The organism is Symbioplanes lichenis (assembly GCF_030709675.1).
In the GTDB taxonomy this organism is placed as follows: domain Bacteria; phylum Actinomycetota; class Actinomycetes; order Mycobacteriales; family Micromonosporaceae; genus Actinoplanes; species Actinoplanes lichenis.
This window is the reverse complement of sequence record NZ_JAUZQD010000006.1, coordinates 317,497-333,865: the sequence shown is the minus strand read 5'-3', so window position 1 is coordinate 333,865 and position 16,369 is coordinate 317,497. Positions and strand designations below refer to the sequence as shown.

Annotated in this window: 19 protein-coding genes and 1 pseudogene; 11 read left to right on the top strand and 9 right to left on the bottom strand. The window is 72.8% G+C overall.

The features are described from left to right. The first annotated feature begins 115 nt into the window (after positions 1 to 115). Together RAN62_RS16900 and RAN62_RS16895 are read left to right on the top strand one after the other, a co-directional pair. Positions 116 to 901: an SDR family NAD(P)-dependent oxidoreductase gene (locus RAN62_RS16900; RefSeq protein WP_305785610.1), complete on the top strand. Its 786-nt coding sequence runs from the start codon at positions 116 to 118 to the stop codon at positions 899 to 901. Between the two features lie 217 nt (positions 902 to 1,118). Beyond that, the gene (locus tag RAN62_RS16895; RefSeq protein WP_305785609.1) at positions 1,119 to 1,514 is read left to right on the top strand and encodes a DUF6582 domain-containing protein; all 396 of its coding nucleotides are present in this window, start codon (positions 1,119 to 1,121) and stop codon (positions 1,512 to 1,514) included. Positions 1,515 to 1,628: 114 nt separating this feature from the next. Here RAN62_RS16895 and RAN62_RS16890 read toward each other — a convergent pair whose 3' ends face one another. Together RAN62_RS16890 and arsM are read right to left on the bottom strand one after the other, a co-directional pair. Next, on the bottom strand, positions 1,629 to 2,333 hold the full coding sequence (locus tag RAN62_RS16890) for a VIT1/CCC1 transporter family protein (RefSeq protein WP_305785608.1): 705 nt from the start codon (positions 2,331 to 2,333) through the stop codon (positions 1,629 to 1,631). 111 nt (positions 2,334 to 2,444) lie between these two features. Continuing rightward, a complete protein-coding gene (gene arsM / locus RAN62_RS16885) occupies positions 2,445 to 3,236 on the bottom strand; it encodes an arsenite methyltransferase (protein ID WP_305785607.1) in 792 nt (263 codons plus the stop codon). Positions 3,237 to 3,309: 73 nt separating this feature from the next. Between arsM and RAN62_RS16880 the strand changes: the two genes are divergently transcribed. Together RAN62_RS16880 and RAN62_RS16875 are read left to right on the top strand one after the other, a co-directional pair. Continuing rightward, positions 3,310 to 3,693: an ArsR/SmtB family transcription factor gene (locus tag RAN62_RS16880; protein ID WP_305785606.1), complete on the top strand. Its 384-nt coding sequence runs from the start codon at positions 3,310 to 3,312 to the stop codon at positions 3,691 to 3,693. Beyond that, a complete protein-coding gene (locus RAN62_RS16875; RefSeq protein WP_305785605.1) occupies positions 3,690 to 4,097 on the top strand; it encodes an arsenate reductase ArsC in 408 nt (135 codons plus the stop codon). Before RAN62_RS16880 ends, RAN62_RS16875 begins: the two co-directional genes overlap by 4 nt. A gap of 6 nt (positions 4,098 to 4,103) precedes the next feature. On the opposite strand, the gene RAN62_RS16870 is transcribed toward RAN62_RS16875, so the two are convergent. Next, on the bottom strand, positions 4,104 to 4,841 hold the full coding sequence (locus RAN62_RS16870) for a maleylpyruvate isomerase family mycothiol-dependent enzyme (RefSeq protein ID WP_305785604.1): 738 nt from the start codon (positions 4,839 to 4,841) through the stop codon (positions 4,104 to 4,106). Positions 4,842 to 4,987: 146 nt separating this feature from the next. On the opposite strand from RAN62_RS16870, the gene RAN62_RS16865 reads away from it, so the two are divergent. Next, a complete protein-coding gene (locus RAN62_RS16865) occupies positions 4,988 to 5,662 on the top strand; it encodes a CBS domain-containing protein (RefSeq protein WP_305785603.1) in 675 nt (224 codons plus the stop codon). On the opposite strand, the gene RAN62_RS16860 is transcribed toward RAN62_RS16865, so the two are convergent. The 3 genes from RAN62_RS16860 to RAN62_RS16850 form a co-directional block, all read right to left on the bottom strand. Further along, entirely contained in the window at positions 5,647 to 6,636 is a 990-nt protein-coding gene (locus RAN62_RS16860; protein ID WP_305785602.1) for an MsnO8 family LLM class oxidoreductase, read from the bottom strand. The two genes, RAN62_RS16865 and RAN62_RS16860, sit on opposite strands and share 16 nt — an antisense overlap. A gap of 82 nt (positions 6,637 to 6,718) precedes the next feature. Next, entirely contained in the window at positions 6,719 to 7,501 is a 783-nt protein-coding gene (locus RAN62_RS16855; protein WP_305785601.1) for an alpha/beta fold hydrolase, read from the bottom strand. A gap of 11 nt (positions 7,502 to 7,512) precedes the next feature. Further along, on the bottom strand, positions 7,513 to 8,403 hold the full coding sequence (locus RAN62_RS16850) for a helix-turn-helix transcriptional regulator (protein WP_305785600.1): 891 nt from the start codon (positions 8,401 to 8,403) through the stop codon (positions 7,513 to 7,515). Between the two features lie 20 nt (positions 8,404 to 8,423). On the opposite strand from RAN62_RS16850, the gene RAN62_RS16845 reads away from it, so the two are divergent. Then, positions 8,424 to 10,274 (top strand): ATP-binding protein, encoded by a 1,851-nt coding sequence (locus RAN62_RS16845; RefSeq protein WP_305785599.1) that lies wholly within the window; start codon positions 8,424 to 8,426, stop codon positions 10,272 to 10,274. Positions 10,275 to 10,322: 48 nt separating this feature from the next. Then, a complete protein-coding gene (locus RAN62_RS16840) occupies positions 10,323 to 11,060 on the top strand; it encodes an alpha/beta fold hydrolase (protein WP_305785598.1) in 738 nt (245 codons plus the stop codon). On the opposite strand, the gene yidC is transcribed toward RAN62_RS16840, so the two are convergent. The 3 genes and pseudogenes from yidC to RAN62_RS16825 all read right to left on the bottom strand — a co-directional run. Then, entirely contained in the window at positions 10,987 to 11,832 is an 846-nt protein-coding gene (gene yidC / locus RAN62_RS16835) for a membrane protein insertase YidC (RefSeq protein WP_369077170.1), read from the bottom strand. The two genes, RAN62_RS16840 and yidC, sit on opposite strands and share 74 nt — an antisense overlap. Positions 11,833 to 11,886: 54 nt before the next feature. After that, positions 11,887 to 12,162 carry a DUF6412 domain-containing protein gene (locus RAN62_RS16830; RefSeq protein ID WP_438874512.1) on the bottom strand — a complete coding sequence of 92 codons (276 nt, stop codon included), beginning with the start codon at positions 12,160 to 12,162 and terminating at the stop codon, positions 11,887 to 11,889. Positions 12,163 to 12,238: 76 nt separating this feature from the next. After that, positions 12,239 to 12,385: pseudogene (locus RAN62_RS16825) on the bottom strand (phosphatase); the annotation flags it as partial. A gap of 104 nt (positions 12,386 to 12,489) precedes the next feature. Between RAN62_RS16825 and RAN62_RS16820 the strand changes: the two are divergent. From RAN62_RS16820 to RAN62_RS16805, 4 genes are read left to right on the top strand one after another with little or no spacing between them, the layout of a single operon-like run. After that, the gene (locus RAN62_RS16820; protein ID WP_305785597.1) at positions 12,490 to 13,563 is read left to right on the top strand and encodes an ABC transporter ATP-binding protein; all 1,074 of its coding nucleotides are present in this window, start codon (positions 12,490 to 12,492) and stop codon (positions 13,561 to 13,563) included. Next, entirely contained in the window at positions 13,514 to 14,680 is a 1,167-nt protein-coding gene (locus tag RAN62_RS16815; protein WP_305785596.1) for an ABC transporter substrate-binding protein, read from the top strand. The genes RAN62_RS16820 and RAN62_RS16815 overlap by 50 nt, the downstream gene beginning before the upstream one ends. Then, entirely contained in the window at positions 14,677 to 15,507 is an 831-nt protein-coding gene (locus RAN62_RS16810; protein WP_305785595.1) for an ABC transporter permease, read from the top strand. Before RAN62_RS16815 ends, RAN62_RS16810 begins: the two co-directional genes overlap by 4 nt. After that, positions 15,504 to 16,307 carry an ABC transporter permease gene (locus RAN62_RS16805; RefSeq protein ID WP_305785594.1) on the top strand — a complete coding sequence of 268 codons (804 nt, stop codon included), beginning with the start codon at positions 15,504 to 15,506 and terminating at the stop codon, positions 16,305 to 16,307. The genes RAN62_RS16810 and RAN62_RS16805 overlap by 4 nt, the downstream gene beginning before the upstream one ends. Positions 16,308 to 16,369: the final 62 nt, after the last annotated feature.

Sequence of the window (16,369 nt, the reverse complement as noted above, 5' to 3'; positions counted from 1 at the left end):
GGTCCTTTCGGTAGCGAGGTGGTCGGTGCGCGCACCAGAAACGCTACGGATCGGACGGCTTGAGATCGATCCAGCTGACTACCCAGTCTGAGGTACAGCAGGGGGTACGAGAGGCATGGCGGACAACCAGCGGGTCGCCCTGGTGACGGGGGCCGGGCGGGGGATCGGCGCGGCCACCGCCCGGGTCCTGGGCCGGCGCGGCTACCACGTCGTCGTCAACTATCGGCGCGACGCCGAGTCGGCGCGGGCCGTGGTGGCGGCGGTCGAGGCCGCGGGAGGCACGGCCGGCACCGCGTGCGCTGACGTCTGCGACCCCGATCAGGTACGAGCCCTGGTCGACGACATCCTCGAGCGCCACGGCCGGATCGACGCCCTGGTCGCCAACGCCAACGTGCGCCAGCCGACCCGGGCCACCCTGGCCGAGACCACCTGGGAGGACCTGATCGGCAAAGTCGGCGCCGAGCTCGGCGGTGCGTTCTTCGTCACGCAGGAAGTCCTCGCCGCCATGCGTGAGCAGGGCTCGGGCCGGATCGTCTACGTGTCGAGCATGTCCGCCGAGTGGACCGGGAAGCAGCAGATAAGCCATGCTGTGTCCAAGGCGGCGCTCAACTCCTTCGCCCAGCAGGTGGCGGCCGAGGCGGGCGAGTTCGGGGTCACCGTCAACACGGTCGCGCCGGGGGCCGTGCGCACGGAGGCGAGTGATCGTTTCATGCTGCCCGGGATGGCCCGCCATCTCGCGGGGCACTCGGCGCTGGGCCGCATGGTCGAGCCTGACGACGTCGCCGCGGTCATCGACCTGCTGCTCGACGAGCGCACGGCCGCGCTCACCGGCGCCTGGCTGCCCGTCGACGCCGGCTATCACGTGATGGTCGGCGGCCCGCCCCGCCTGCCGGAGGCATGACCCACCCGCCGGGCCGGAGGCATGACCCACCCGCCGGGCCGGAGGGATGACTCGCCCGCCGGGCCCCGGGGGAGGAAACGCCGGCCGGAGGCATGACCCACCCGCCGGTCCGGAGGGATGACTCGCCCGCCGGGCCCCGGGGGGAGGAAACGCTGGCCGGAGGCATGACTCACGGGCCGGAGGAGTGACAGGCCCCGGCGCCGGGTAGCCAGTTGACATGGCCACGAAGACGCAGCACCAGCTTAGTGCGGCTGAGCGCGACGAGATGTCCGACAGCACCTTCGCCTTCCCGCGCGTACGCAAGGAGCCCTTGAACGACGCCCGGCACGTGCGCAACGCGATCGCCCGCTTCGACCAGGTGCGTGACGTGAGTGACAAGGAGCGCGACGAGGCGTTCCAGCGGATCAAGCGGGCCGCGAAGAAGTTCGGCGTCGAGCTGTCGGAGTCGAGCTGGCACGAGCTCGGCAAGCCCAGCCCCGCCCGCAAGTCCTCGGACAAGCCCCGCGACGACGCGTCCAAGGAACAGCTCTACGCCGAGGCCAAGCGCCGGGGCATCGCGGGCCGCTCGACCATGACGAAGGCCGAGCTGCAGCGCGCGCTGCGCGATCGATGACGGGCCGAGGGCTCAACCCGTCAGCACCGGCAGATTGTCGAGGCCGAAGACGATCGACGCCCGCCGGAAGCGAGACCGCGGTGCTGGACATGCCCCCGGTCGCCGGTACCGATCTCACCCGGCGGCGGTGCCGACCAGAGATCCCACGCCGTAGGTGACGGCCATGCCCAGAGCGCCGCCCGCCATCAGCCGCACCACGGCGCGACCGGGCGGGGCGCCGCCGAGACGAGCACTGAGCCAGCCGGTTGTGGCCAGCGTCGCCAGGACCACGACGGCGGTGACCGCGACCCGCGTACTCGGTGGCGGTGCCAGCATCGCCACCAGCGGCAGAACTGACCCGGCGGTGAAGGCGATCGCGGACGCGACGGCGGCCTGCCACGGATTGGCCAGCTCGCCGGGATCCAGGCGCAGCTCTATGTCGGCGTGGGCGGCGAAGGCGTCCTTGTCGGTGAGCTCCCGGGCCACCTGCCGTGCGGTCGCTTCGCTGAGCCCCTTCGCCCGATGGAGTGCGACCAGTTCCTCGAACTCCTGCTCCGGGAACTGAGCCAGTTCGGCCCGCTCCTTGTCCAGCAGGGCCCGCTCGGTGTCGCGCTGGCTGCTGACCGACACGTACTCGCCCAGCGCCATGGACACCGCGCCCGCCACGAGGCCGGCGACGCCGGCGGTCAGGACGGGCCCGGTGGCCGTGGTGGCGCCGGCCACCCCGACGACCAGCCCGGCGGTGGACACGATGCCGTCGTTGGCGCCCAGCACCCCCGCGCGCAGCCAGTTCAACCGGCTCGACACGGCGGTGTCGTGCGGCTCGCCCGGATGCGTCACCTCAGAACCTCCTCGATGCGGCGCCTGCGGTGGTCGGCCCAGGCCCACCGATCGTTGCGCGGAAACGTGAATGCCGGCAAACGCGCATCAGGAGTTCTCGCCGGGCGACAGTCAGGGCCGGCGGGCGCGGATGATCGCGGCGTGCATGCTCTCGGCGTAGGCGCCGGTGAACTCGACGCTGATGTCGGTGAACCCGGCCGCGGTGAGCCCGTCCAGGTATTCGGTGCGGGACAGGGCCCCGGCGATGCAGGCCGACCAGTCACCGACCACGCCGCGTTGCTCCGGAGTCAGGTGATCCTCGGCGACCACGTCGGAGATGCCGATCCGGCCGCCCGGGCGCAGCACCCGGTGCATCTCGGCGAAGACCGACGGCTTGTCGGCGGACAGGTTGATCACGCAGTTGGAGATGATCACGTCGACCGAGGCGTCCGGCAGCGGGATGTCCTCGATGTGACCCTGATGGAACTCCACGTTGGTGGCGCCGGCCTCGGCGGCGTTGCGGCGGGCCAGCTCCAGCATTTCGTCGGTCATGTCCAGCCCGTACGCCTTGCCGGTGGGCCCGACCCGGCGGGCCGACAGCAGGACGTCGATGCCGCCGCCCGAGCCGAGGTCGAGAACGGTCTCGCCCGGGTTCAGGTCCGCGACCCGCAGCGGGTTACCGCAGCCGAGGCTGGCCCGCAGCGCCGCCTCGGGCAGCTCGCCCTGCTCGGCGTCGCCGTAGAGCCCGTCGGTGCCGCACTGGGCACCCTCGGTGGCGCGGGTCGCCGCGTCGGCGTAGCGGGCACGAACCTGCTCACGGATCGCCTCCCCGTCGCCGACGCCGAGACCACTGGCGGCAGCCGGAGTCCCGCAACAAGATCCGCCGCCGATGTCGGTCACTGTCGAAACGGTGTTGTCAGTCATGGCAGCTCCTTCGGTTTCGATAACCGTCGAAACCGAGCTTGCTCGCGGTTTCGATACATGTCAAGCTCGACGCATGTCGAAACCGGCCGCCCTCACCCTCGCTGCTCCCGACCCCGCCGCAGCCCAGCAGTGCTGCCCGCCGATGTCGCAGCAACGCCTCGAGCCCGGCACCGCGGCCGATCTGGCCGCCGCGTTCAAGGCCCTCGGCGACCCGGTCCGGCTCGAACTGATGTCGATGATCGCCTCCGCCCCCGGCGGCGAGATCTGCGTCTGCGACCTGACCCCCTCCTTCCAGGTGTCCGGGTCGACCATCTCCCACCACCTCAAGACCCTGCGCGCAGCCGGCCTGGTCGACGCCGAGCGTCGCGCCAGCTGGGTCTACTACCGGGCCCGCCCCGGCCTGATGCGCCGGCTGGCCACCCTGCTCACCCCGGACGCGGAGGAAGCGACGTCATGAGCGACACCAAGCCCACCGTGCTGTTCGTCTGCGTGCACAACGCCGGCCGCTCCCAGATGGCCGCCGGCTGGCTGCGCCACCTCGCCGGCGACACCGTCGAGGTCCGCTCCGCCGGCTCCGAGCCCGCCGACCGCATCAACCCGGCCGCGGTCCAGGCCATGGCCGAGGCCGGCATCGACATCACCGACCGGACCCCGGCCAAGCTGACCTGGGACGCCGCCGAGGAATCCGACGTCATCGTCACCATGGGCTGCGGCGACGCCTGCCCGGTCTTCCCCGGCAAACGCTACGAGGACTGGAAGCTCGACGACCCCGCCGGCCAGAACCTCGACGCCGTCCGCCCGATCCGCGACGAGATCCGCGACCGCGTCCAAGCCCTGCTCAAGGACCTCCGGCCGGCCTGACCGCTCCTACACGGCGAAGTTCCGGAGCAGTCGCAACGCCTCGGTGGCGTGGGGGCCGCGGGTCAGCAGGCCGGATGCGGCCGGGTCGAGGCGGCGGGCGCCCACCCGGCAGAAGGCGGCCGCCGGCCCGCTGATCGTCGACTCCGCGGCCGGATCGCCGTACTGCCACGGGGTGCCGTCCGGCCCGGTCAGATCGCAGTGGATCGGGACGGGGGTGAGCCCGGCCGTCCGGAAGGCGTAGGGCAGCGTGTTCCAGCCGAGCCAGGCGACGTGCCGCAGCCGGGCCGTGTCCGGATAGGCGAGGCCGGCGGGCCCGGTGATGTCCAGCGCGTGCGCCCAGTGCTCGGCCAGGCGGGTCGTGGCCAGCGTGCGCGGCTTGAGGGCGGTGGTGACCCACGGCACCGGCCGGTCCGGGTCGGCGGACCGCAGCGCCCGTACGGACGACCGCCGCGCGGACCGCCACCGCGCGAACACCGCGTCCGGCGCCGCCCGCTCGATGTCGACCATGACGGCCATCGCACTCTCCACAGTGGTGCCGTAGCTGAGCCAGTCGACCGCCCGCGGCCCGCCCAGCGCCGCGGTCACGGCCTCCTCGGTCTGCGCCAGGTGCAGCACCACGTCGGTGACCGTCCAGCCCTGCGCCGCCGACGGCCGGAGCCAGGCGTCGGCGGGCAGCCCGGCCAGCACCGCCTCCAGCTGGTCCTGCTCCGCCTCGAGGTCGTCGACAACATCGGTCCGGAACATGGCAGCACCTCCGCACGACAGCCCCTGCGCCTGGACCGGACGTTACGCCGGTCAGGGCCGAAGGTCCCGGTCGCCGGTTCCCCTCGCCTCTGCGCAGCGCCCGCCCGCGCTCGTAGCGTCGGAGGTGACCTCAGGGAGGTGCTGTCATGAGGACCTGGTCGGTGGACGACGTCATGACGAAGGCGGTCGTCGCGGTGCCCGGCGCCGCGACGTACCGGGAGCTGGTCGATCTGCTGGTGGGCCGCCGGTTCAGCGCGGTGCCGGTGGTGGACGACGGGCAGCGGGTCACGGGCATCGTGTCCGAGACGGATCTGCTGCGCAAGATCGAGTACGCCGGTGCCGACGAGCCTCGCCTGTTCGAGGGCCGCAGGCGCCGGGGCGAGCGGGCCAAGGCGGTCGCCACCACGGCGGCCGGGCTGATGACCGCGCCCGCGGTGGTGATCCGCGCGGGCAGCACCGTGGCCGCCGCGGCCCGCCGGCTGGACGCCGAGCACGTCAAGCGCCTGCCGGTGGTCGACGAGGAGGATCGCCTGGTCGGCATCGTCACCCGCGGCGACCTGCTGAAGGTGCACCTGCGCGCGGACGACGACATCCTGGCCGACGTACGCACGGGCCCCCTGCACCCGTACGCGGACACCGCCCACGCCGAGGTCGCCGACGGGCTCGTGACCCTGCGTGGTCAGGTCGTCCGCTGGTCGGCGGCCGCGTCGCTCGAACGTCAGGTCCGTCAGGTGCCCGGCGTGGTGGCCGTGCGCAACGAGCTCACCTTCGAGCTGGACGACGGGCCGCTGGCGACGACGTCCTTCTACGGGATCGCGTGATCTTGCTCCGGCTTGCCGCCGACGAGGCTCGCCAGGGCGGCGTCCGAGGCGGCCAGGGCATCCCGGTCGAAGGTGCTGCCGGCGGCGACGAGCTCGGCCGCACCCGTACGGTCGAGCAGCTCGGCGATCCGCCGCTCCACCTGCGCCGGGGTGCCGGTGATCGCCGCGGCGGCCGTCTGCTCCAGATACTGCTGTTGCCGTGGGGTGCGGGCGGCGGCCCGGACCACGCTCACCGGTTCGAGGGGCGGGAAGACCCCGGTCGTCCGCGCCTGGGCCATCGCCCACGCCTCGGGCAGCAGCAGGTCGGCGGCCTCCTCGGCGGTGTCGGCGATCAGGACGTCGAGACTGACGGCGACCCTCGGCTCCGGCTGCTGGGCGGAGGGCCGGAAGTCGCGGCGATAGGCGGCCAGGGCCGGTTCACCGCCGGGCCGCAGCAGCGGGCCGCCCACGATCACGGGCAGCCCGAGCTCGGCCGCGATGGCGAGCCCACTCCCGGTGGCCAGCACGTACATCGGAAGCGGGCCGTCCGGGCGCGGGTGCAGACCGACCTCCGCCGTCCCGTCGAGGAAGGCGCGGAGTTCGGTGAGATCGGCGGCGAAATCGCGGTCGGTCTGCCGCAGCGCCCGGCGCACCGGCGGGGTGAAGCCGGGCGAGCGGCCCAGCCCCAGGTCGACCCGGCCCGGCGCGAAGGCCGACACCGTGGCGAACTGCTCGGCGACCACGATCGGCTGGTGATGGGGCAGCATCACGCCGGCCGAGCCGATCCGTACGGTCCTGGTGGCCGCGGCGATCGCGGCGAGCAGCACTGCCGGGGCCGCGCCCGCGATCCCCGGCACGCCGTGGTGCTCGGCGACCCAGACCCGGTGGTAGCCGAGGTTCTCGGCCCGCGCCGCGCGCGCGACCGTGCCTCGCAGCGCGGCGGGCTCCGGCTCGCCGGCGCGCGTCCGGGACCGGTCCAGCAGCGAAATGATCACCCTGGGTGCAGCGCGGCCGGACGGGCGATTTGTTCCCTGGTCACTACAACAAGGGCCCTGGTCACAAGATCAAGGGCCCTGGTCACCACACCGAGGCGATGACGTCCGTGAGCTCGCCGGGGCGGGACAGGAAGGGCGAGTGCGCCGAGTCCAGCGTGAAGACCTTCGCCGGCGCGGCCGAGACGGCGTCCAGCTCGTCGATCAGGCGGCGCTGCAGGGCCGGGCGTACGGCGTAGTCCTGCTCGCACACGACGTAACTGTGGGCGACGGATCCGAAGCGGCCAGGGGTCACCAGGACGGTCTCGGTGGCGATGCCGAACGGGAAGTCCGGCGTGAGCAGGGTACGGGCGGCGTCGGCGACCCCGGGGTCCACGTCGCCGTAGAACGCGTCGTGCACGCCGGGGCCCGTACCGTCGACGCGCAGGGCACCCACGGCGGCCGGGTCGGCGGTCAGCAGCCCGGGGATCCGGTCGCCGGCGCTCTCCGGCAGGCTCAGGTAGCCGGCGGTCGGGTGACTGTTGAGCGGGGCCAGCGCCGCCACGTAGACGAGGTGGTCGAAGAGCTCGGGCGCGCGCTCGGCCGCCGCGGTCGCCACGACGCCGCCCATGCTGTGCGCGACGACCACGCAGGGCACGCCGCCGCCGATGGCCCGGAGCTGGTCGATCAGCAGGCCGGCCGCCGAGGAGGCGGTGATGTGCGCCACCGGGGAGGGGCCCGCCGGGTCGGCCGGCCGGCGCGCCAGCAGGCCGTGGCCCTCCAGGTCGACGGCCACGGACGGGATGCCCCGGGCGGCCAGGCGGGTGGTGATCGGGGTCCAGCACCAGGCGCCGTGCCAGGCGCCGTGCAGAAGAACGACGGTACGCATGCCCCGGAACGCTAGGCCGGACTCCGATCATCAACCACGTCCCGTTTGTGCGGGTCAACAACTGGGGCAGGAACCGGGGCGGCCAGCGCGGCGATGCGCTCGGCGCTCGGAGTGCCCGGGACCGGCTGCAGCATGAGCATCCGCTGACGGCCGGCGGCACCGAGCACGATCGAGCAGTCCAGGTCGATGCGCCCGACCCGCTCGTCGTGCACCACCTTCGTGGAACAGTGCAGCATCGACACGGCCTGCTGCCGCCACATCGCACGAAACTCCGCACTGGCCGCGTGCAGCGCCGCCACGAGCGCGGCCGCCGGACCGTCGGGGTGCTGGCGGGCGCGGACGGCGCGCAGATCGGCCACGTACGCGAAGCCGGTCTGTTCCTGGTTTTCGGGCGGGTCGAGCTTGTCGCGCCAGGCCGGCGACGTGAACCAGTGCCAGACGAGGTTGGCCTCCAGCCCGGGCAGCCCGGCGAAGCGCCCGAAGAGGGTCACGTTGAGCCAGTTCTGGGCCAGCACGGTCCCCAGCTCGTCGGTCACGAACGCGGGTGTCGTGTCCGAGACCGCCTTCAGCAGGTACGCGAGCCCGGGGTCGAGCGGATCCGGCTGCGCGCCGGACCGGGGCGGAGGCGCGTGGCCGGCCAGTCGGAACAGGTGCGCCTCCTCGTCGCCGGACAACCGCAACGCGCCCGCGATCGCCGCCAGCACCGCTCCCGAGGGCCGGGGTCCGCGCCCCTGCTCCAGCCGCTCGTAATAGGTGACCGACACGGCGGCCAGCGCCGCCACCTCCTCGCGGCGCAGCCCGGGCGTGCGCCCCGGCTCCCGCGCGGGAAGCCCGGCCCGCTCGGGCGTCAGCCCCTCCCGGTGACGCCGCAGGAACTTGCCCAGTGATCCACGGTCCAGCACGCGTGCCACGATAGGACACGATGTCCGGGGACCAGGGTGAGCGACGGCACACGGGTCCGCTGACCGAGCCCGAGCTGGCCGCGCTCCTGCCCGATCTGACGCGCGACGCGATCCACGCGCTGTGGCTGGCCACCGGCGGCTGGCGGGAGCGGGCTCTCGCGCTGGCGGCGACGTTGTCCGGGCCGGGCGATCCGGTGGTCGAGCTGGCGCTCGGCACCGCGCCGCCGGGCGAGTTCCTCGTGCTGGACATGGCGCTGATCCGGCTGCTGGAGTCGGCCGCCGCTCGCCCGATGCCTCCGGCGACCCGGGCCCGGGTGCTGGCCCGGCTGGCGCGCGAGCTGCTCGGGGACCCGTCCGCGGCGGCCCGGCGGCGCGAGCTCGTCGACGAGGCGGTGGCTCTCGCCCGTACGGTGGGTGATCCGGGTGTGACGGCGGAAGTGCTCGACGGCCGCCTGCACGCGCTCTGGGACCCGGCTGCGGCGGCGGAGCGGCTCGAGGTCGCGTCCGAGATCGTCGTGTACGCCCGGGCGGCGGGCGACGCGGCGGTGGAGCGGCAGGGGCTGTTCTGGCGGTTCATCGCGCTGGTCGAGCAGGGCGAGCTGGATGCGGCCGAGGCGGCCCTGATCGCGTACGCCCGGGCGGGCGAGCTGGACGGCGATCCGTCCGCCGCCGTGGTCGTCCGGGCCCGCCAGGCCGTGCTGGCCACCGTGCGCGGCCGGTTCGCCGGGGCCGAGGCGCTGACCGCGGAGGTCGCCGAGCAGGGCCGTCGCGCCGGGCTGGCCGACACCGACCGGCTCGTCGCGTCGTTGACCGGGCAGCTGGCCCTGCTGCGCGGCACGGCCGAGCCGCACATCGCGCCGTTGCTGACGCTGGCGCGGCGGCTGCCCGGACATTTCTACGAGGCGACGGCGGCCCGGGTGATGGCCGTGTCCGGGCGGCTCGACGAGGCGCTGCTGGAGCTCGACCGGCTGCTGCCCGCCGTGCTGGCCGGCGGCGGCCCCCGCTGGCTCGGCGCGGTCGCCGACCTCGCGCTGGTGGCCTCGCTCGGCGGGTCCGGCGCCGCGGTGCGGTCGTTGTCGGCGGCGTTGCGCCCGTACGCGGGACGGCTCGTCGTGTGGGGCGGCGCCAACATGGTCACCGGCCCGGTCGACGAGTATCTGGGCCGTCTCGCCGCCCGCGCGGGCGAGCACGCCGCGGCGGCGGAGCACTTCGACCGGGCCGTCGCCCTCTCGGAACGGCTCGGAGCGTTGCCGTGGCTGGCCTCGGCGCTGGAGGCCCGCGCCCGCGACGGCGACGTGGCCCGCGCCCAGGACATCCGGCGGCGCCTGGGCCTCGGCGGCTCCGAGTGGGTGCTGGTCCTCCAGGGCGCCGACTGGCGGCTGGCGGCGGGCAGCGAATCCGGGCGGCTCCGGGACAGCGTGGGCCTGCACCACCTGCGGGCGCTGCTGGCCGCCCCGGGCGAGGAGATCGCCGCGCTGGACCTGGCCGCCGGGGGCGCCGGGCTGCGGACCCGGGCGCCCGATCCGGTGCTCGACGACGCGGGGCGGGCGGCGTTCCGGCGGCGCCTGGCGGAGCTCGACTCGGGGCTGGCGGCGGCGGACCGGGCCGGTGACGCGGACGCTGCCACGCGGCTGACGGCGGAGCGGTCGGCGCTGCTGGACGAGCTGCGGCGGGCCACGGGACTCGGCGGACGGGGGCGTCGGCCGAGCGCGGAGGCCGAGCGGGCGCGGGTCAGCGTGACCCGGGCGGTGCGGACGGCGATCGAGCGGATCGAGGCGGTCGCCCCCTTGGCCGGGGCGCACCTGCGCGCCTCGGTCCGGACCGGTGCGATGCTGCGCTATCAGCCCGGTCCGGTGCGCTGGCGGGTGTGACGGCGGCCACGAACGACTCGTACGGTCCGGTGGTACGCCGTCCGGGGCATGACGACTTTCGACGTACTGGCGGGGACCTTGACCGGGGTGGCCGGCACGCGCCCGCCGCTGGTCCTCCTGCACGGGCTGACCTTCGACCGGCGGCAGTGGGGTCCCCTGCTGGACGAGCTCCCCGGGCGTCAGGCGCTCGCCCTCGACCTGCCCGGCCACGGTGAGTCCCCGCAGCCGCCGGATCACAGCCGCGCCACGCTCGCCGAGCTGGTGCACCGCGCGGTGACCGCCGCCGGTCTCGACACGCCGGTCGTGGTCGGACACTCGGCGGGAGGCGTGCTCGCGACCGCCTATGCGGCCCGCTACCCCGCGCGTGAGGTGTTCAATCTGGACCAGCCGCTGGTGCTCGGTGCCTTCGGCGACCTGCTGCACCGGGTCGAGCCCGTGCTGCGCGGCCCGGGCTGGCGCGACGTGTGGGACCGGCTGCTGGGCGGCATGGGGATCGAGGCGCTGCCCGCCGGGGCACGCGACCTGGTCGAGTCGTGCGTGCCCCGGCAGGATCAGCTGCTGGGCTACTGGGACGAGATCCTCCGCCACCCGAACGCCGTCGTGGACGCCACCTCACGCGACGAGCTGGCCACCGTGCTGGGCCGGGGCATCGGCTACCACTTCGTGACGTCGGACCCCGGCCCTCAGGAATGGTTGCCGCCGGAAGCGACGATCACCGTCCTGCCGGGCGGTCACTTCCCGCATCTGGCCCACCCGAAGGAACTGGCAGCGCTGCTGGCCCGGTGACCGGCATCGGATACTTGTGCAGGATCCACGTCTGCTGCCCGAGCGCGAAGAGGTTCTGCGTCACCCAGTAGACGATGACGCCGATCGGGAAGAGGAGACCCGAGACGAGCAGCGAGGCCGGGATGCCGTACAGCATCAGGCGCTGGATCATCTTCTGCTGCGGGTCCTCGGCCCAGCCGGTCTTGAGGATCATCTGCCGGCTCGACAGATAGGTGGTGACCACCATCACCGCGATCAGCAGCGCCGCGACGAGCTGGACGGTGGCGCCGCTGGTGTGGAAGGTAGCGGCGAGGGGCGCGCCGAAGAGCTTCGCGTTGGCCGCGCTGTCGAACTGCGTGAGGGTCCAGCCGTACAGAGTGCGGGCGGACTCGCTGGTGATGCTCGGCCGCAGGTGGCGCAACACGTGGAAGAGGCCGAGGAAGACCGGGATCTGCACGAGCATGGGCAACAGGCTGGCCAAGGGGTTGATCTTCTCGGCCTGGTAGAGGGCCATGAGCTCGCGCTGCATGGCCTGCGGATCGTCCTTGTGCTGGGCCTGCAGGGCCTTGAGGCGCGGCTGCAGGGCCTGCATCGCGCGCTGCGACTGGACCTGGCGGATCACGACCGGGAAGAGCGCCAGGCGCACAGTCAGGACCAGGAAGACGATGCCGAGCACCCAGGTCCAGCTGGTGCCCAGCGCGGTGCCGGCGCCCAGGACGAGGTCCCAGGCGGCGTGCCAGAAGAGCAGGATGGCCGAGATGGCCGAGTACACACCCGCCATGACGAAACTCATGGAAGAGCCTTTCGCGACTGAGGAAGGATGACAGTCGGAAACGGCCGTGATCGCTCAGGAAAGCGCGGCCGCGGGGCGGCCGGTGGGTCCTCTCGGGCGGGTGCGGCCCTCGGCGTCGGGGTCGCTCAGCCGGGGCACGCGGGCGCGCGCGGCCCGGCTGCGCATGGCCAGGCCCGGCTTGTGCTGCTGGTGCGGCATGCGCAGAAAGGCCGCCAGCACCGCGGCGGAGACCACCGCGATGAGGAGCACGGCCACCGCGGCACCCGTTGTCGCGAGCGACTCCCCGGTCAGCAACCCGACCAGGTAGTAGAACGCCGCGAACAAACTCACGCCCGCCATCCTACCCGGGGGCACAACGGCCCGATCACGGCGGACGTCGTGGACGAGGCGCACCCGCCCGGGGCGGTCAGGCCGGCCGGAGGTCCTTGAGCAGGGTTTGGACGCGGTCGCGGATCTCGTCGCGGACCGGGCGGACGGCGTCGAGGTCCCGGCCGGCGGGGTCGTCGAGCTTCCAGTCCTCGTAGCGTTCGCCGGGGAAGACCGGGCAGGCGTCGCTCGGCGGCAACTCCGGATGCGCGGTTTGCCGGAATCCGCATCTGGGACGAAGATCCATTGGGGACAGACCGCCGCAAAGGGACGATCCGCTAGAACAGCGGGATGGGCACGCACCCCGCGATCCGGCTCTCCGGGTTGCGCAAGTCGTTCGGCGCGGTCGAGGCGGTGGCCGGGGTCGATCTCGACGTCGCGGACGGCGAGTTCTTCGCGATGCTCGGGCCGTCCGGCTCCGGCAAGACCACCGTGCTGCGGCTGATCGCCGGCTTCGAGCAGCCCACCGGCGGCACGGTCGCGCTGGGCGGGCGCAACGTCACCGGGCTGGCGCCGCACCGGCGGGACGTCAACACAGTCTTCCAGGACTACGCGCTCTTCCCGCACCTCACCGTCCTGGAGAACATCGAGTACGGCCTCAAGGTGCGCAAAGTCCCGAAACGCGACCGCCGCCGCCGCGCCGAGGAGGCGCTCGAGCAGGTGCGCCTCCCCGGATTCGGCGGTCGCCGGCCGGGGGCCATGTCCGGCGGGCAGCGGCAGCGGGTGGCCCTCGCCCGGGCGCTCGTCAACCGGCCGCGCGTGCTGCTGCTCGACGAGCCGCTCGGCGCCCTCGACCGGCGGCTGCGCGAGCAGATGCAGGTCGAGCTGAAGGCGTTGCACCGGGAGGTCGGCATCACCTTCGTGTTCGTGACGCACGACCAGGACGAGGCGCTGACCATGAGCGACCGGGTGGCCGTCTTCGACGCGGGGCGCATCGTGCAGTGCGGGTCACCCCAGCAGGTGTACGAGCACCCGGCGACCGCCTTCGTGGCCGGCTTCGTCGGCTCGTCCAACGTCGTCACCGGCCCGGCGGCGCGTGCCCTGTTCGGCCGGTCCGGCGCGTTCTCCGTACGCCCGGAGAAGTTGATCCTGAAGGAAGCCGGCGCCCCCGGCACGGTGGCCGAGGTCATCTATGCCGGGGCGACGACCCGCTATGTGGTGGACCTGGACGCCGGCGCGCGGGTCGTCGTGGCCCGGCAGAACAGTGGCGGAGGCGACGCCGTGCACAAGGGCGAGCGAACCGGGGTCGCCTGGCCCGACGAGCACGTGATCGAAATCCCTTCCGGAGAGGACGAGAACGATGCACTTGCGACGGATGACCGCGCTGTTGACCCTGAGCGTCCTGACGCTGACCGCGTGCGGTGACAGCTCGACCGAGGAGACCGGCGACGGCCCGCCGGAGATCGCCGCGCTGAGCACGCTCGGCGCCGGTGAGGGCCAGGTCGACGTCGTGTCCTGGGCCGGGTACGTCGAGGACGGCTCGACGGACAAGACGGTCGACTGGGTCACCGGCTTCGAGCGCGAGACCGGCTGCCAGGTGGCCAACAAGGTGGCGGCCACCTCCGACGAGATGGTCACGCTGATGAAGACCGGCGACTACGACGTGGTGTCCGCCTCCGGCGACGCGTCGCTCCGGCTGATCTACGGCGGGGACGTGGCGCCGGTCAACACCGATCTCGTGCCCCACTACAAGGACGTGTTCGACGGGCTCAAGGCGAAGCCGTGGAACTCCGTCGGCGGCAAGCCCTACGGCATCCCGCACGGCCGCGGCGCCAACGTCCTCATGTACCGCACGGATGTCGTCAAGCCCGCGCCCACGTCCTGGGGCGCCGTCTTCGACCCGGCCTCGCCCCACCAGGGCAAGATCACGGCGTACGACTCGCCGATCTCCATCGCCGACGCGGCGCTCTACCTCATGAAGACCAAGCCCGACTTGAACATCAAGAACCCGTACGCACTGGACGACAAGCAGTTCCAGGCGGCCGTCGACCTGCTGAAGCAGCAGAACGAGACGATCGGCGAGTACTGGTCGGACTACACCAAGGAGGTGCAGGCCTTCAAGGCGGGCAACTCCGTGCTCGGCACCTCGTGGCAGGTCATCGTCAACCTCGCCCAGGCCGACAAGGCCCCCGTCGCGGCGGTGCTGCCCACCGAGGGCGCGACCGGCTGGTCCGACACGTGGATGGTGGCGGCGAAGGCCAAGCACCCCAACTGTGCGTACCAGTGGATGAACCACATCGTCTCGCCGGAGGCCAACGCGGCGGTCGCCGAGTGGTTCGGCGAGGCCCCGGCCAACAAGCTCGCCTGCGCCAAGACCACCGACAAGAACCACTGCGCCACGTTCCACGCCGAGGACGAGGCCTACTTCGACCAGGTCTGGTTCTGGACCACCCCCCTCGCCCGCTGCGTCGACGGCCGCACCGACGTCCAGTGCAAGGACTACGCCGCCTGGACCCAAGCCTGGACGACGATAAAAGGATGAGCCCGCGCGTACGGCTGGCCGCCCTGCTCGCCGCGCCGGTGGTGTGGTTGGTGGTGGCTTATCTCGGGGCGCTGGCCACGTTGTTCGTGTCGGCGTTCTGGACGGTGAACGGGTTCACGGGGGCGACGGTCAAGCGGTTCTCGCTGGGCAACTTCGAGACGATTCTGCGCGAGGACGTCTATCGCACCGTCACCTTGCGGTCGGTCGGGGTGGCGGCCGCGGTCACGGTGCTGTGTGCGGTGCTGGCGCTGCCGATGGCGTACTTCATGGCGAAGGTGGCGTCGGCGCGGGCGCGGCCGTGGCTGGTGATCGCGGTGCTCACGCCGTTGTGGGCGTCCTATCTGGTCAAGGCGTACGCGTGGCGGGTGCTGCTGGCCAACGGCGGCCCGCTGGACACGCTGCTCGGCGGGCCGGGCCGGGGGCCGGGGTACGGGCTGCCGGCCGTGGTGCTCGTGCTGGCGTACCTGTGGCTGCCCTACATGATTCTGCCGGTCTATGCGGGGCTGGAGCGGCTGCCGGACTCGGTGCTCGAGGCGTCGGCGGATCTCGGGGCGCGGGGGTGGCGCACGTTCCGGGCGATCACCGTGCCGCTGATCGTGCCGTCGATAGTGGCCGGGGCGGTGTTCACGTTCTCGTTGTCGCTCGGTGACTACATCACGGTGCAGATCGTCGGGGGGAAGACGCAGCTGATCGGCAATCTGGTCTATGCCAACGTGGGCGCCGCGAACAATCTGCCGTTCGCGGCCGCGCTGGCCACGATCCCCGTCCTCATCATGGTGATCTACCTGGTGGCGGTCCGCCGCTCCGGCGCGCTGGAGGAGCTGTGAGGCTGACGTTGCGGGTGGTCATGGCCCTCGGGCTGGCCTTCATCTATGTGCCGCTGCTGCTGGTGCTGGTCAACTCGGTCAACGGGGACCGGACGTTCGCCTGGCCGCCGCGCGATATCACGACCCGCTGGTGGGCGGCCGCCTGGGCCAACGACGGCGCCCGGCAGGCGTTGATCACGTCGGTGCAGGCGGCGCTCGGTGCCACGGCGATTGCGCTGGTGCTGGGCAGCCTCGTCGCGTTCGCGGTGCACCGGTTCGCGTTCTTCGGCCGGGACACCCTGTCGCTGCTGATCGTGCTGCCGATCGCCCTGCCCGGCATCGTGACCGGCATCGCCCTGGACAGCGCGTGGCGCTCGGTCATGGGGGAGCTGGGCATCGGCAAGGGCCTGTTCTCGGTCGTGGTCGGGCATGCCACCTTCTGCGTGGTGACGATCTACAACAACGTGCTGGCCCGGCTGCGCCGCACCGGGACCAGCCTGGAGGAGGCGTCGGCCGATCTGGGGGCCAAACCGTGGCAGACCTTCCGGTACGTGACGTTCCCGCTGCTGCGCTCGGCCCTGCTCGCGGGCGGGCTGCTCTCCTTCGCCCTCTCCTTCGACGAGATCATCGTGACGACGTTCACCGCCGGGCCGGGCGTGACGACGCTGCCCATCTGGATCTTCACCAATCTGTTCCGCCCCAACCAGGCGCCCGTGGTGAACGTCGTCGCCGCCGTGCTGATCGTGCTCTCCGTGGTGCCCGTCTGGCTGGCGCAGCGGCTCGCCGGTCCGGCCGCGGGCGCCGGTCGTACCGGGCACTGAGAGTGAACGTCGGAGGGCCGGGGCGTTGCGTGCGCGGATATGCTTGACATTGCGTCACGGAC

Bases quoted from the DNA above. Each gene is read 5' to 3' on its own strand.
- RAN62_RS16900 (WP_305785610.1), top strand. From the start codon at position 116: ATGGCGGACAACCAGCGGGTCGCCCTGGTGACGGGGGCCGGGCGGGGG.
- RAN62_RS16895 (WP_305785609.1), top strand. From the start codon at position 1,119: ATGGCCACGAAGACGCAGCACCAGCTTAGTGCGGCTGAGCGCGACGAG.
- arsM (WP_305785607.1), bottom strand. From the start codon at position 3,236: ATGACTGACAACACCGTTTCGACAGTGACCGACATCGGCGGCGGATCT.
- RAN62_RS16880 (WP_305785606.1), top strand. From the start codon at position 3,310: ATGTCGAAACCGGCCGCCCTCACCCTCGCTGCTCCCGACCCCGCCGCA.
- RAN62_RS16875 (WP_305785605.1), top strand. From the start codon at position 3,690: ATGAGCGACACCAAGCCCACCGTGCTGTTCGTCTGCGTGCACAACGCC.
- RAN62_RS16870 (WP_305785604.1), bottom strand. From the start codon at position 4,841: ATGTTCCGGACCGATGTTGTCGACGACCTCGAGGCGGAGCAGGACCAG.
- RAN62_RS16865 (WP_305785603.1), top strand. From the start codon at position 4,988: ATGAGGACCTGGTCGGTGGACGACGTCATGACGAAGGCGGTCGTCGCG.
- RAN62_RS16855 (WP_305785601.1), bottom strand. From the start codon at position 7,501: ATGCGTACCGTCGTTCTTCTGCACGGCGCCTGGCACGGCGCCTGGTGC.
- RAN62_RS16845 (WP_305785599.1), top strand. From the start codon at position 8,424: ATGTCCGGGGACCAGGGTGAGCGACGGCACACGGGTCCGCTGACCGAG.
- RAN62_RS16840 (WP_305785598.1), top strand. From the start codon at position 10,323: ATGACGACTTTCGACGTACTGGCGGGGACCTTGACCGGGGTGGCCGGC.
- yidC (WP_369077170.1), bottom strand. From the start codon at position 11,832: ATGAGTTTCGTCATGGCGGGTGTGTACTCGGCCATCTCGGCCATCCTG.
- RAN62_RS16820 (WP_305785597.1), top strand. From the start codon at position 12,490: ATGGGCACGCACCCCGCGATCCGGCTCTCCGGGTTGCGCAAGTCGTTC.
- RAN62_RS16815 (WP_305785596.1), top strand. From the start codon at position 13,514: ATGACCGCGCTGTTGACCCTGAGCGTCCTGACGCTGACCGCGTGCGGT.
- RAN62_RS16810 (WP_305785595.1), top strand. From the start codon at position 14,677: ATGAGCCCGCGCGTACGGCTGGCCGCCCTGCTCGCCGCGCCGGTGGTG.